At 54.6% G+C, this 14,416-nt stretch carries 13 protein-coding genes; 5 read left to right on the forward strand and 8 right to left on the reverse strand.

Annotated features, from left to right (window positions below; translation table 11 throughout):
- Nucleotides 1-17 precede the first annotated feature (17 nt).
- The 5 genes from cas3 to rimI form a co-directional block, all read right to left on the reverse strand.
- Entirely contained in the window at nt 18-2,174 is a 2,157-nt protein-coding gene (cas3, locus tag ACUZ9P_RS12560; protein WP_449249968.1) for a CRISPR-associated helicase Cas3', read from the reverse strand.
- Nucleotides 2,175-3,143: 969 nt separating this feature from the next.
- Nucleotides 3,144-4,202 (reverse strand): Smr/MutS family protein, encoded by a 1,059-nt coding sequence (locus tag ACUZ9P_RS12565; protein ID WP_449249969.1) that lies wholly within the window; start codon nt 4,200-4,202, stop codon nt 3,144-3,146.
- A gap of 80 nt (nt 4,203-4,282) precedes the next feature.
- Nucleotides 4,283-4,666: a preprotein translocase subunit SecG gene (gene secG, locus ACUZ9P_RS12570; protein WP_209819245.1), complete on the reverse strand. Its 384-nt coding sequence runs from the start codon at nt 4,664-4,666 to the stop codon at nt 4,283-4,285.
- A 51-nt stretch (nt 4,667-4,717) separates the two neighbouring features.
- The gene (gene tpiA, locus ACUZ9P_RS12575; protein ID WP_449249970.1) at nt 4,718-5,482 is read right to left on the reverse strand and encodes a triose-phosphate isomerase; all 765 of its coding nucleotides are present in this window, start codon (nt 5,480-5,482) and stop codon (nt 4,718-4,720) included.
- A 14-nt stretch (nt 5,483-5,496) separates the two neighbouring features.
- Complete coding sequence (rimI, locus tag ACUZ9P_RS12580) at nt 5,497-5,955, reverse strand: ribosomal protein S18-alanine N-acetyltransferase (protein WP_225529810.1); 459 nt, start codon at nt 5,953-5,955, stop codon at nt 5,497-5,499.
- On the opposite strand from rimI, the gene ACUZ9P_RS12585 reads away from it, so the two are divergent.
- Entirely contained in the window at nt 5,954-6,469 is a 516-nt protein-coding gene (locus tag ACUZ9P_RS12585; RefSeq protein ID WP_298994287.1) for an NUDIX hydrolase, read from the forward strand. The two genes, rimI and ACUZ9P_RS12585, sit on opposite strands and share 2 nt — an antisense overlap.
- Nucleotides 6,470-6,559: 90 nt before the next feature.
- On the opposite strand, the gene ACUZ9P_RS12590 is transcribed toward ACUZ9P_RS12585, so the two are convergent.
- From ACUZ9P_RS12590 to ACUZ9P_RS12600, 3 genes are all read right to left on the reverse strand, one after another.
- Complete coding sequence (locus ACUZ9P_RS12590; RefSeq protein ID WP_449249971.1) at nt 6,560-7,348, reverse strand: inositol monophosphatase family protein; 789 nt, start codon at nt 7,346-7,348, stop codon at nt 6,560-6,562.
- 119 nt (nt 7,349-7,467) lie between these two features.
- Entirely contained in the window at nt 7,468-8,493 is a 1,026-nt protein-coding gene (gene mreB, locus ACUZ9P_RS12595; protein WP_022659408.1) for a rod shape-determining protein, read from the reverse strand.
- A 2-nt stretch (nt 8,494-8,495) separates the two neighbouring features.
- On the reverse strand, nt 8,496-9,533 hold the full coding sequence (locus ACUZ9P_RS12600) for a GAF domain-containing protein (RefSeq protein WP_022659407.1): 1,038 nt from the start codon (nt 9,531-9,533) through the stop codon (nt 8,496-8,498).
- 274 nt (nt 9,534-9,807) lie between these two features.
- On the opposite strand from ACUZ9P_RS12600, the gene ACUZ9P_RS12605 reads away from it, so the two are divergent.
- The 4 genes from ACUZ9P_RS12605 to ACUZ9P_RS12620 are packed head-to-tail and all read left to right on the forward strand — an operon-like array spanning nt 9,808 to nt 14,328.
- Nucleotides 9,808-11,526, forward strand: coding sequence for a hypothetical protein (locus tag ACUZ9P_RS12605; RefSeq protein ID WP_449249972.1), 1,719 nt, complete (start codon nt 9,808-9,810; stop codon nt 11,524-11,526).
- Nucleotides 11,523-12,281 carry a 16S rRNA (uracil(1498)-N(3))-methyltransferase gene (locus ACUZ9P_RS12610; protein ID WP_449249973.1) on the forward strand — a complete coding sequence of 253 codons (759 nt, stop codon included), beginning with the start codon at nt 11,523-11,525 and terminating at the stop codon, nt 12,279-12,281. Before ACUZ9P_RS12605 ends, ACUZ9P_RS12610 begins: the two co-directional genes overlap by 4 nt.
- A complete protein-coding gene (locus ACUZ9P_RS12615) occupies nt 12,278-13,501 on the forward strand; it encodes a replication-associated recombination protein A (RefSeq protein WP_298994295.1) in 1,224 nt (407 codons plus the stop codon). Before ACUZ9P_RS12610 ends, ACUZ9P_RS12615 begins: the two co-directional genes overlap by 4 nt.
- A gap of 2 nt (nt 13,502-13,503) precedes the next feature.
- Nucleotides 13,504-14,328, forward strand: a complete 825-nt coding sequence (locus tag ACUZ9P_RS12620; protein WP_449249974.1) for a lysophospholipid acyltransferase family protein — start codon at nt 13,504-13,506, stop codon at nt 14,326-14,328.
- The last annotated feature ends 88 nt before the right edge of the window (nt 14,329-14,416 follow it).

Consider the following 14,416-nt stretch of genomic DNA (forward strand, 5'->3'; position numbering starts at 1 on the left):
TATAGGCCTGAACTTGCTCACATGATTATTCCGTCTGCATTTTGCGGTAAAACGTGCAGGCCTGTGTGTGCACTGTATTCGCCGTTCCAAATTAACAAGCCGGAATATGCCTGTTCCCAACTACCTTCACTTTTAAAAAGATCAGTATCATACACTTGTACAGAATACTGTTGCATGGCCCTAAATTCATCACGCGAAAGGGGAAGTTTTTTACGCTCTTTGGCTCGCAATGTTTCATACAGCTTGCGGCTGTCTTCATCATAATTCCACACAAATACGGGCTGTGTGTTGTTGCTGATAATTCTGTACATCGCAGATGTTGTGGCAAAATCCTGCTTTTCACGCTGTTGAGTGACGGGCTGGGGGTCTACATATAACCCCATTATCTGAGCATAATAGCGCTGAAACGTCTCGTAGGTATACAGACAATCAGGTGCCGCGGCCAGCAGCGTCGCCACTACTCCAGACTGGGTTTTGTAGAAATTGTCAGGGAATTTAGCTTCGTCCAGACAAAACAGCGTCACAATTCCTTCTGACAAAAGCCCTTCTCTGTTGCAGCGGCCTGCGGCCTGAATAATTGACTCCAGAGGTGCGAGTTCTCGAAACACACAAGGGAAATCAAGGTCAACGCCAGCTTCAACCAGTTGAGTAGAAAAGACCAGAATTTTTTTTGACTTATCTTTTACAATCGTATTTATCTTAGAAATAATCTTTTTGCGGTGGTGTGGACACATGCCAGTTGAAAGATGGTATACTGCATCCCAACCTTGCCATGAAGCTGCCTCTTTATACAACTCAAGCACAAGGCGTTTTGTGTTGGCTATTACAAGGGTCGATGAAGGCTGTACCTGAAGATTTTCAAGCAGGAGAGCCTTATTGGCCTGCCGCAAGCCGTTCAAAAACGAATAACGCACACGCTGCGTCCTGCCGAACAAATCAGCAGGATTATCTGCAAGTTCGACGATATTTTCAATTCCAGAGAATGAATCCCTCTTCTCAAATGCTGGCATTGTCGCAGTGCAAAACACAAAACTTGTATCCATGAAGTCTTGCATATCTTGCAACATATCTAGAGTCGGGAGAACTATACTCTTGGGCAAGGTTTGAACTTCATCGAGTATTACTACTGACTTGGCTATATTGTGCAATTTTCGGCACTTGCCAGGATGATTACTGAAAAGCGTTTCAAAAAATTGCACGGAAGTTGTAAGAATTATGGGAAAATCCCAATTTTCGCAGGCAAACTTTTGCTGCTCGTCTTGGTCTTTATCATCGCTCTTGAATATATAGCTGGAGTGATGTTCCAGAACGGAATCCTGACCAAGAATAGCCTTTAACCTCTGTGCCGTTTGATCTATAATATTTGTATATGGTAAAACAATAATTATTCGTTCAAGCTTGTTGGCTTTTGCATGCTCCAGAGCCCATCGAAAAGATGTAAGTGTTTTGCCAAGCCCCGTTGGCAAATTCAATGAAAAAAATCCGGTTGGCAATGTCGCCTTTTTCAGGGCTTGCTGTAGAGCTTTGGCTCGTAATTCGTTGATGGATTTTGAATCATCAAAAAGTCTATTCAATTCTGAATCTACAAGACAGATTGCTGTTGTTGCATCAAGGATTCTGTGTTCGCGTCTCTGCGATTTTTCAAGAGAAAAGTGCTTTTCAGTGTCAAGCCAATCAGCATCTGTCAGGCATGAAAATATATATCTTGTGTTGATATCCCATTCACGACCGGCTTCGACACCACTATTAGTGAGATCCAGAATATTTTTATCTGTCAATCCAGTGTCAACAATGAATCGTTTAAAAAGTTCTTCTACCTGTCTATTTATGGCATCATCATGAAAAGTATGCTCATATTCCCATTTATTAAAATCTGGCAATCCTGCGTGATGACCATCAACAGCAAAAGAGACATCCGTTGAACGCAAGAGTTTTGCAAGCAATGCTCCCCATCGAGCATGCGGCACTGATGATCCCTTGCCACGCAAATAGTGCTGAAACTTATCAAGATATTTACCAAAATCATGAAGCAGTGCCGCGAGAACAAGACTTTTTTTAAATTTATCCGTGCAGGCCCAGTTAGTTACCCTTTCTTCTACTCCTCGAAGATGGTCCTTGAGTGCATGGGATTTACCAAATGAGTTTTCAGAATGTGCAAGAAAAATTTCTGACATGAGAACTCTCTTTGCAGCTCATTTGAGTCTGACTTTTGGGATAACCAAAGGTAGGACGGATGTTATCATCGCTTGAATAGTTATTGCCTATATGACTCAAAAAGTAACGTTGCAATAATACAAAACGATACAATACATGTTGTCTTATTGTTTATAATTTAAAATAAATACATTTGCAAATAAAAAAGGCCAAATTCACAGAGTTCCACTGATAGCTATTTTGGCTTTCGATGCAAGTTCGGGCGTCGCACAAGTGGCGGTCTGTTCGCCTCAACGGGGAATTATTTCAGTTACCAACCCCAAAGCTCCTGCTTTTGGGCTTAACCCAGAAAATAGACAATAGAATAAAACGCCTCTCGACATGCAGCTGAGTAGGAGAATATTCGCGAGGTGAATCTATTGATGAGGGACGCAGAAGAAAAACACCTATATCTGGAAGTTGCCAAAAAACTAATTTTGCGTCTATTGAAGAAGAACTCGTCTCTGTAGTAACGACTGAAATAATTGCTCAAAAAGGTTATATCTCTTCCGCTTCTGACATGAATATGGAGCGCACAAGAATAAAACCCTTCAAAGTTGTGATAAATTGAGCGAACGATATCACTTGATTTTTCTTTCTGTCCACTCAGCGTAATCAATGTCTGATATTATAAATTTATGAAAGACAATAGTAATGGGAAAATATTGGAGATATTTAGCAAACCACTTTGGCAATACAGTTTGCGCAACAATCTTGCCCCAGTATTTGCAGCTTTGGACAAATATCCATCACTGTGTGGCACTGTACTACACACTAATCAATGATTTCAGCACACTGATAAGTCATATCAGAAACGAATACGTACAGCACATATCTTTTGGTGGAGGTATAACCTCTCAGACACTTGCTGCAAGTGAAGCCAAAGGCAGCTCCATGTCGAGTTGACTTGTCAAACACTTGCAAGTGTACATTTTCAATAGCAAGAAGTTCTAGTACAGATCAGAATCCGCAGGCATTCTTTCCCAGTAAATACGGCCTTTTTTGCGATACTTGCGTAGCAGCACATAAACGCTGCCCGGCCCACCGTCGTGAGGCTGGGCGGTGCAGAAGGCCAGCACCACCCGCTTGAAAGGATCCTGCGTCAGCCAGCTTTGCAGCTTTTCGCGCAGGACGCCCATGCCGTCAGGCGAATTGCGGCCACGGCCCGGCACCACCAGCACTGTGCGCAGGCCCTTGTACCAGCTTCCTTTAAAAAAGCCGCGCAGGGCTTCAAAAGCCTGCAAAGCATTGAGGCCGTGCAGATCAAGGTGAGCCTCCGGGCTGAGGCCGCCACCGCGGAGCTTGTTCAGAATCATCTGGTCAAGGCCGACCACATGACCCTCGAGGTATTCATCGGAGAACGTCAGCGCAAATTCCAGTTTGCCGTCCATGAAATCCTGAAGGCTCAGCTCACCATGCGGCGGTGGAGTTACCGGGGCAGGAGCCGGAACAACATCCCGCCCGCCGCCAGTAAGGGGGCTTACTGTGCCCATGGCGGCAAGAAAGGCCGAGGCCTCGTCATCCTCATCATCTTGAACGGGTGTGGCTGCGGCAAAGCTGCCAGATGGCACCTTGCCAGATGACGCCTGGGTAGGCGATGCATGACCGCTCGATATTTGGGCCGTTCCCAGAGCCACGCCCTTGGATTTGCCAACATCCTGCGTTGCGGCCTTAGTCGCATTTTTTTTGCCCTTGCTGCGTTCCTCGGCCAGGGCATCTGCCATACTGGTCATGGTGCCTCGTTCTTCCAGTGAAAACCCCGGATTTGCAGCCTTGCGGCTGTTTTTGGCGGGTGTCACGCTGCTCACGGCGTTCAAAAACAGATCGCAATCTTCATCCGAAATTTCAGCAGCCTGCGCAGTGCCAGCAGACGCGATAACGCGCTTGCCCTTGCCCTGCCCGTGGTGCGCAGGCTTGCGCTCATTGCCGCCGTTTTTTTGCTTTTCGGGAAATTTTTTTGCATTGAGCGCGCGGAACGGATTTGCCCCAAAGGCGTCTGCGTCAGACATAACGGCTCCACTCATGGGTTATGCGAATAAAAAAAGCCGCAGCACAGGCCGCGGCTTTAACAGTAAAACAGGTGCTGCGCTTATTGAGCCGCAGGCGCCGGGGCCTTCTGCTCGGCAGGAGCAGCGGGAACCACAGGAGCCGGGGTCGCTTCCGCACCGGGCTTAACAGCCGGGGCGGCGGGCCTGGGAGCAGCAGGCTCTTCAATCTTCACGTCAAGAATCGTAGACTGACTGGAAGGACGCGAGCTGGTCACGAGGGTGTAGCTGAGCGACGTGATAACAAAAATCACGGCCATCAGGGCTGTAAGTTTGGCAAGAATGCCGCCTGCGCCGCCGCTGCCGAACACAGAGCTGTTGCCACCGCCAAAAATCACGCCCATGCCTTCCTTGCCCGCCTGAAGCAGCACAAGAATAACCAGCAACACGCACACAATGATATGCAGCGTAAGAATGAGAGTCTGCACGAATTCCTCCTCGCCGTCCGGCCACTGCCCGATGGCGCGCCCGAAGTGGGGTTAGGCCCCGATAATTTGTAAGAAGCTTTGCGCTTCTAAAGACGCTCCACCTACCAGAAGGCCATCCACATTGTCAAGGGCCATGAGCCCTGCGGCATTGTTTGGCTTAACGCTGCCGCCATAAAGAATGGGCAGCTTGTCTGCGGTTTCACCCACAATTTTTTGCAACAAGGCCCGCGTGACGGCGTGGGCATCGAGCACTTCTTCCGGCCCGGCAACCTTGCCCGTGCCAATGGCCCACACAGGCTCGTAGCCAATGGCGAGCTTGCCCACAAGGGCAGCGCCGCGCAGGCTCTCGGGCATGGCCGAGAAAACGGCGGCAAGCTGGCGCTCAAGCACGGCGTTCAGCTTGCCAGCTTCGCGCTCGTCAAGGGTTTCGCCAATGCAGAACAGCACCTTGAGGCCGTGCTCAAGGGCAAAAATTGTTTTGCGGGCCACAAGGGCATCGTCCTCGCCCATGATGTGCCGCCGCTCGGAATGCCCGGTCAGCACCCAGCTTGCACCAGCGTCAAGCAGCATGGCGGGCGAAGTTTCGCCCGTAAAGGCCCCTTCCTCAGCAGGATAGCAATTCTGTGCGCCCGCCGAAAGCGCCGCAACGCCCTTAAAGGCGTCCGCCACGCAGTTTATGGACGTAAAGGGTGCAAAAACAACCACATCCTGCCCCGCAGGCATATGCCCGAGGCCTTTAGCCAGATCGCTGGCGCTTTGGGCAGCCTGAGCGCGGGTTTTATACATCTTCCAGTTGGCGGCAAATATTTTTTGCATGACGTCCTCAAGGATCAGATGGAACAAAGATAAATGAGCGCGTCTTCGCCAGTATCGGTATAATACTTTTTGCGCACGCCCTCACGCTTGAAGCCGCAACTCTCATACAGACAAATAGCGGGCCTGTTGCCCACTCTGACTTCAAGCAAGATTTTGTTTATAGCCATTTTACGCGCAAGGCGCAAGACCACGCCCAATATACGCCGCCCGTGGCCTCTGCGACGTTCATCCGGCAAAACTGCAAGATTGAGTATTTCCAGTTCATCCAGCGTGTGATACACTGATATATAGCCAATCAGCGCCTCATGCCGAAACATTCCCAATGCCGAAAAAGCCTTTTGTCCAAAGGCGGCAGCGCACTGCTCTTCTGACCAGGGCAGAGGAAAGCACTGGCGCTCAATCTCGTACATGGCGGCGGCATGCTGCGGCCCAAGCATCTGAAGGCGTTCGTCCCGCACTGTGGAAGCATTCATGAAAATCAGCCTTTATCCTTCATTAGGCAACACTCCTGACTTGCAGGAGGTTGTAGACCACAACAATATACCGCTGTGCATCATGCGCGGCGAGGACATACTGCGGCAGAACCTGCGGCATCGGGCAGTGGGCCTGCTTGTGCGCGACCGGCTTGGGCGCGCCCTGCTGACGAACCGCCCTGGCCTTGGGTGGGGATTTTCGTCCTTCGGGAGGCTGCCCGCTGGGCAATCAAGCGAGCACAAGGCGCAGGAGCTGTTTAAAAACGACTGGAACCACGAGGGGCGCATACTGCCGCTCGGCGTTTCCCCGCCTGGGCCGGACAACTTCAACGCCTTTGTGGCACTGTATGAAGGCCGCATGCCCGCCTCGCTGGCTACTGCCGCCGTGCGCGACCCGGATCAGCACATGCTGGTCGATTATGACGAGCTGCGGGGCCTTGGCGTACACTTTGGCGAACTGCTATCGCCTTTTTTGCGGCAGGCGGTGCAGTCTGGCCTTGTGCGCCCGCGCTGACCTGCCCACACTCCCTCAATTTACCCGCGCGCAAGCCTGCCAGTTGCAAAAAACTGCTGCCAAGGGCGCAGGTCGTGCAACGCTGTGTTCTTATACGGCTGTAGGGCCGAGCAGATCAACAGCCTCCTGGTGCACCAGCCCGTTGGAGGCCATGAGCACATCACCAAAATGCAGGGCCTCGCCGCGCAAATTGGTAACCTTGCCCCCGGCTTCTTCCACCAGCAGCAGGCCAGCGGCAAAATCCCAGGGTTTCAGCCCTTCTTCATAAAACATATCCAGCCTGCCGCAGGCCACATAGGCCATATCCACCGCCGCCGCGCCTATGCGGCGCAGGCCCTGGCTTTTGGGCAGCACAAGGGAGAGGCGTTCCAGTATTCTGTCGAGCCGTCCGCCAAAGTCATAAGGAAAGCCCGTGGCCACCAGCGCATCACCCAGAGTTTCAGCCTTGCTCACGCTTATGGGCGCGCCATTGAGGTACGCGCCCTGCCCGCGCTGCGCGCTGAAGCATTCGGTCATCATGGGAATGTTGACCACGCCAAGCTCCACATGATCCTTGTTCCAGAGCGCCACTGAGGTCGCCACCTGCGGGATGCGGTGCACAAAGTTGGTTGTGCCGTCCACTGGGTCGATAATCCAGCACAGGCCGTCCGGTTCCTTCTCGCTCTCGCTGCTTTCTTCCGCCATAAAGGCGGCGCCGGGCACAAGGTTTGCCAGTTTCTCCTTCAAAAAGGCTTCCACCGCCAGGTCGGTCTGCGTGACCAGATCAATGCGGCCCTTGTGGCGCACGTTGCTGGGCTTTGCCCAGTGCTCGCGCACGATGTCGCCGCTCTGGCGCACAATTTCCAGACATCTCTGCAAAATATCCTGTGATGCAAACATGGGGCTTCCTTTACGCGTGCGGGTTCTGCAACGCAAAATGCCGCAGGGTGGTCACCCCGCAGCAGACAGTTTTCAAAAGATGGATTGTCGCGGCCTCTCGGCAAGCAACGTGGACGCAGCTAGTTAATGAAAACCGAGTGATAGAGCTGGCGGTCAAGCATGGCGCGGGCCGTGCCGCGCAGCACGGTGGTCAGGGGGTCTTTGTCCACAAAAACCTTGAGGCGCGTTTCTCTGGCGATAAACTGATCCAGCCCCTTGAGCAGAGAACCGCCGCCCGCCATGAGCATGCCGTTACGGTAAATATCCGCTGCCAGTTCAGGCGGCGTTTTTTCCAGCGCGCGCATCACTGCGCCAAGGATTGCCAGCACAGGCTCGCGCAAGGCTTCGCGCACATGCCCTTCCGTAACCTTGACCACGCGAGGCGCGCCGCGCACCAGATCCTTGCCCGAAACTTCGAGCACCGGCGCATTGGGCATGGGCATGGCGGAACCAAGAATCTTCTTCACGTTTTCCGCTGTATTGTCGCCAACTTCCATGCGAAAAACATCGCGCATGTAGCGTTGCACGGCCATATTCATGGCATCGCCAGCCACGCGCACAGACTGCGCATTGGCAATGCCCGCCATGGTGATAACAGCCACCTCGCTTGTGCCGCCGCCAATGTCGAGCACCAGATTGCCCAGAGGCTCATGAATGGGCAGGTCAGCGCCGATTGCCGCCGCCATGGGTTCCTCGACCATGGCCACATCGGCAGCACCTGCCAGAATGGCCGAGTCGATGACCGCGCGTTTTTCCACCTGGGTGATGCCCGTTGGAATGCAGATGACCATGGAGGGCTTAACCAGCCGCAGCCCGGTAATGGCCTTGCGCACAAAGTAGGAGATCATTTCGCGGGTGATGTCGAAGTCGGCGATGACGCCGTCCTTCATGGGACGCACGGCCTTGATGCGCTGGGGTGTGCGGCCCAGATATTCCTTGGCTGAAGCGCCCACGGCGAGAACAGAATTCTTGTGCGTGTCTATGGCCACCACCGATGGTTCATTGATCACAATGCCATCAGCCCTAGTGTAAAGCAGGGTGTTGGCAGTGCCAAGATCCATGGCAATGTCTTTGGACAAGAATCTGAAGAAACGCCGTAGAATCATATTTAGTATTCTTTTGTTGGCGGAATGGGCGCAGTGTCGGGGTCATAGGCCTGGGGGCCGTCGTTGTGCACCCGCGCTCTGGGCAACATGGTTCTGAGTCGCATTTTGAGATACAGATTTTCCAGAAACAGGGCCAGATGATCCACAGACTGACGCACAAAACTGCGCAGGGATTCGTCTATTTGCCGAGGATTGGTGTGCGCAAGGCAAAGTACGCCGCGCGTACTTTTGTTGACCATGACAGGCATGCATATGGCAGCCTGAAAATCAGGCATATCCGGCAGTTTGCCAAACAGCACAGTGGCGGGCGCGCCTTCGACGCCTTCGGCTATCACCGGCTGGTCGTTACGAAAAACCCAGCCTGTTATGCCGCTGCCCATGGGCAGGATAAGCGGTTCTTCACCGGTCAACAGCAGGCGGGCCGATTCGCTCTCAACGCAATATGTTTCGCCCGGTTCGTCCACCGAGGCAAAGGCGCAGTAGTCAAAGCCCGTGGCTTCAACCATGATGCGCAGATAGTTTTGCAAAAACTGGGGCCAGCGCTTGTAGCGAAAGCGCAGATCCTGAATAACGGACAATTCCGCAAAATAACGCGGAATATCCCCTGCAAGCTCCTGCCGTCCGGTGGAACCCTGCTGGCGCGAGATAAGCTCTGCGAACATTTGCAGGATCTTGTGGTCTTTGTCAGAAAAAGAGTACTGTCGCTTGCTGTCAACGCAGAGCGCGCCGCCGGTGGGCACGGGGCAGCCCATAAAGGCCTTGATGTTGGCCTCTTCGCCGCCGGTGTAGTAGCCAAGGTTGCTCTGGCGCTGGTCAAAATTTGGCACAAGCAGAGGTTGCCGGTTACGAACAATCCAGCCGACAAGGCCCTTGCCGGGCAGCACCGATGCGTTGGACGCAATCCTTTCACCCAGGCTGAAGGCAGCCGCAAGGTGGTGCGCTTCGCCTTCTTCGTCAGGCAGAAAAAGGACTACGGAATAAGCGTCAAAAACGCTGCAAACGATGCTCAGAATATGCTTTTCAACAGAGTTGGCGGTCATGGGCACATGGGGTTGATGGTGATGCCGCCCACAGGCGTGACGGCTCTCGGGTAACGCATTTCTTGTAGCAAAGGGCATGCGCCGCCGCAACTTCTTTTGCGCTGTTCCTGCTCGTTGATCCGATGCTGCGGGCCGAGGCTGGCAGCGCTGCGCCCCTAACATCGGGCTTGGCAGCCCCGGTTGATGCCGTTTTTCGGGGAACCTGCATCATTCCTACTGGAAAATATTCTAAAAAGCAGGTAGTAAATAACAAATTTCTATAAGGGATGTGCGGATGATTAAATGGCAAGAGGTATTCAGCAAGGACGGTCTGCCCTGGCAGGACGCTACCCAGTTGTCCTCTTCGCTTGCCCTAAGCGACCTGACACAGCTCAAGAAAATGCTCGATGCCGTGCATATCCGCCTGTGCCTGGTCAAACCATATCAGGAAAACAAGAACTACCCCCTTGTGGAAGCACGCGAGCTCCTGCCCTCTTTTGACAACGACATGTTTGAATACAAAGAGCTGCCCGGCTTTGCCATGGTGGCCTTTGCCCGCCAGCTCGACTATTTTTCAGAAATTTTTCAGTTCGACCGCCTTCACCCCGTAATTACCGAAGGCGACGGCGCCTGCTGCCCGCTGGAAAATCAGGTCATGGTGCAGAACCTGCAGACACTGGCCTCGCGGCTGCCGCGCGTGCATCAGGATATTTTTCGCCAGCAGTTCCGCTCGTCAGACACGGTTGTGCTTGAAACATACCCGGCCCTCATGCCCTACCTGCTCAGCATGGACAGGGCGCACGTGCTGGCCTGGGGCGCTGACAAGCAGTTTCATCTGGCCGGAATATTCGCCTCCTTTCCTTCGGATATCGACAGCGAACTGAAGCGCTTTGGTATCCGCATCGGCAAGTTCGTATACGGCGACAGCGATATTTACGAACGCAACCGCATGTTTGTGTACCAGTACCTCATGGAACTTTACGGCTTCCCCATTGTTTCAGAGCGCCGCACCTCGAGCGCGCTTTTTGCCCGCAAGCTGCACAAGATGGGCGAGCGCTTTTTGCTGCGCGTGCTGGGGCAGACGGACAGAACCATCACCACCTACATGGCCAATGGCGAGAACACGCGCTATCCCCTGCTGGAAAAAGTGGCCCTTGTGGCTGTGGACGCCGATCAGGACGAAGCATTGAGCGCCATTGACCGCGATGGATTTTTTCTGGACAAGCCGCGCCGGGTGGTCATTCTGCGCATCAAATACCGCCAGCACACCTTTGACGCCAGCAACGTGCGGCAGGACCGCGCCCTCTCCGTGGTGGCGCAGGAGGTGCTGCACCCCATCACGGGCGAAGCGCTCACCGGGCTTAATATCATCAAGGACACCTCCAACATGTTCCTGCGCCTCAACGACATTGTGCGCGGCGAATACACGGGGCGCATCATTTACAAGCGCACTGAAGTGGTGGAAAACACGGGCACGCACGAAAAGCGGCTCAAGTTCCTCTACAGCTGGCTGACCAAGCATCAGCGGCGCATGATCAGCTACAGTGACGAATTTTTCTCCAATGTAAGCAAGGTATTGACCAACTACCTCTTTTCGCCAGACAATGACGAGGCCTTTGAAAACCTGCGCGAACTGTATCAGGAAGTCTGCACCCGGTTCAGCTACATCCAGCAGGCCCGGCGTGTGCGCATACTGGAAGACCTGTGCCTGCGCACCTTCAAGGGTGCGCGCATCACCTACCAGCAGATGTTCCGCGAGGCCCTGAACCTGCTCAACGAGCTGAAGTTTGAAATCGTCAGCTTTTTCCCAGGGCTGGTTGACGCCGTCATCGACTGTGTGGAAAGAATCCTGCGCGACAGTTATCTGCAACGCAAATACGTAGAACCGCCGGAAGATACCCTGACCCCGGCAGGTCAGGAAATTCGTAAAAATTACAGACGTCTTGTTTCATTGCAGGACGGGTTCAAGGCTGTGCGCAAGGCGCGCAGCGGCAAGGAAAACGTGGTGGCATGAGCGTACCGTTTTTTTATCTGGCCCCTGAACACTGGGGCGATACACCTCTTCTTGAAGGGCAGGAAGCCCGGCATCTGGGGCAGGTTCTGCGCGCGGAACCCGGCACCGAAGTGGGCCTCCTGGATGGCCGGGGCCGCTCGGGCATATTTGTGGTGTGCAAGGTGGGCAAAAAGAACGTGCAGCTCCAGCGCGTTTCTGAAACTGTCACCCCTGCTCCGCATTCGCGGGCCATTGTGGCGCTGGCCTACAGCAAGGCCGTGCGGCGCGGCTTTTTTATGGAAAAGGCCGTGGAACTTGGCGCGCATGGCGTATGGCTGTGGCAGGGCGACCACAGTCAGGGAAAACTTTCTGCCGCCGCAGAAGAAGCCTGCCTTGGACAGATGATTGCCGGGGCAAAGCAGAGCGGCAACCCCTGGCTGCCTGAAGTGCGCGCCCTCTCGGGCGGCGTGGATCAGCTCATCCATCTTTCGCACAGTGCCGACCACCGCATTCTGCCCTGGGAACTCCAGGACGGCGTGCATATGCTCACCCCGGAAATGGCGGGCCAGCCCGGCCTTACCGTCTATGTTATCGGCCCGGAAGGCGGCTTTTCGCAACGTGAACTGACAGCCCTGAAAGCCGCCCACTTTGCCGCCGTGAGCCTTGGTGCGCGCGTATTGCGCTGTGAAACAGCCGCAACGCTCTGCCTTGGCCTGCACTGGTGGGGTTCGCAGCTTAGCGGCAAGGCCGATGCCACCCAAGGGAGCGGAAAGTGACCGTAAGCAAGCCGCTGCCGGAGCGCATGCGGCCCGATGATCTGGCGCTTTTTCTTGGTCAGACCCACCTTGGCGACCGCCTGCGCTCACTTATGAAGTCCGGGCGTTTGCCCAGCCTGCTGTTTTTTGGCCCGCCCGGCTGCGGCAAATCAACCCTCGCCCTGCTGCTGGCCAAATCATCCGGCAAGCCCTATCTGCGCTTAAGCGCGCCCGAGGCCGGATTGCAGCATCTGCGGCGCTCGCTGACGGGCGTGGAAATTCTTGTGCTGGACGAACTGCACCGGTTTTCCAAGGCGCAACAGGACTTCTTTTTGCCGCTGGTGGAATCGGGCGACCTGACCCTGCTGGCCACAACCACGGAAAACCCCTCGTTCAGCGTCACGCGTCAGTTACTTTCACGCCTGCATGTACTGCGGCTGCGCCCCCTTGGCCGCCCTGAACTTATGGAGCTTGCCCGGCGCGGCGCAAAAGACATGCAGCTTGAAATGACCGATGAGGTGGCCGACCTGCTGGCCGGGGTTTCGCACGGCGATGCCCGCACCCTGCTGAATCTTGTGGAGTACGTTGGCGCCCTGCCGGAAGACAGGCGCGATCTGGAGCATATCAAGGCGGCGCTGCCCGAGGTGCTCATCCGGCACGACAAGGACGGCGACAACCACTATGAACTGGCCTCGGCGCTCATCAAGTCCATTCGCGGCAGTGATGTGGATGCGGCCCTGTACTATCTGGCCTGCCTGCTTGAAGGCGGCGAAGACCCGCGCTTTGTGTGCCGCCGCCTGATACTTTCCGCCTCCGAGGATGTGGGGCTGGCCGACCCGGACGCTCTGGGGCTGGCTGTGGCCTGCCAGCAGGCCGTGGAATTTGTGGGCATGCCGGAAGGATTCATTCCGCTGGCGGAAACCGTCACCTATCTGGCCCTTGCCAAAAAGAGCAACACTTCCTACGCGGCCTATCTCAACGCCGCTCGCGAGGTCAAACTCAACGGAGCGCGCCCGGTGCCGCTGCACCTGCGCAATCCTTCCACCCAGTTGCACAAGGAATGGGGCTACGGCAAGGAATACAAGTATCCCCACAACTACCCGGAATCGTGGATCGAGCAGTCATACCTGCCGACAGAACTGGAAGGCCGCAGGTTCTACCAGCCGCGCGACAATGGCGAAGAACCCCGCCTCAGCCAGTGGTGGCGCAAACTGCATAAAATCAAAAAAACGGATGAATAGGCATGAACCCCTTTGTTGACGGCGCATTTGAAGCCAAGTTTCTCACGGGCGACACATACAGCAGTCAGCCTGCAAGTGCGGGCTTTTTCAGCCGTATGCTGCCCTCGCTCAGCTTTTACAGCCGCCTGTTTCTCGGCCCGGTGCGCTGGCTGTGCTCCAGAGCGTCCAAAGGGCAGTGCGACGATGCCGCCTGGGTATATGCCAGCGCGTGGGTGGCAGACCTTATGGAGCGCATGGGCTGCCCCATCGAGATTGAAGGCATGGACGCCATTGAAGCCGTGGACGGCCCCTGCCTGTTTGTGGCCAACCACATGAGCACGCTGGAAACATTCATGCTTCCGGCCATGATCCGGCCCCGCCGCCAGGTGACCTTTGTGGTCAAAAAAAGCCTGACAACCATGCCGTTTTTTGGCCCGGTGATGTGCTCGCGCGACCCCATCGTTGTTGGGCGCGCCAATCCGCGTGAAGACCTCACAGCAGTGCTGAACGGCGGGCTGGAACGCCTGAAAAAGGGCATCTCCATCATTGTGTTTCCGCAGCATACCCGCTCGCGCCAGTTCAACCCGCAGCAGTTCAATTCCATCGGCGTCAAGCTGGCTAAAAAAGCCGGAGTACCCATTGTGCCGCTGGCCCTCAAGACCGATGCCTGGGGACAGGGCAAAAAGATTAAAGAGCTGGGCCCGGTAAAACCCGGCCTGACCATACGCTACACCTTTGCAAGCCCCCTCACCGTTGCCGGGCAAGGCAAGGAAGAACAGGCGGCAATCTGCCAGCATATTGAAAGCCACCTCGGCAAATGGCAGCAACTGGACGGCATCAACGAATAACTGAATTTTTGTGGATATTTTGCGGATATGACGTTCAGGGGCGGGGTTTACCCCGCCCTTGTTATTTGGGAAGCACTCAGTTTTTTTC

The sequence above is a fragment of the Desulfovibrio intestinivivus genome (assembly GCF_053570665.1).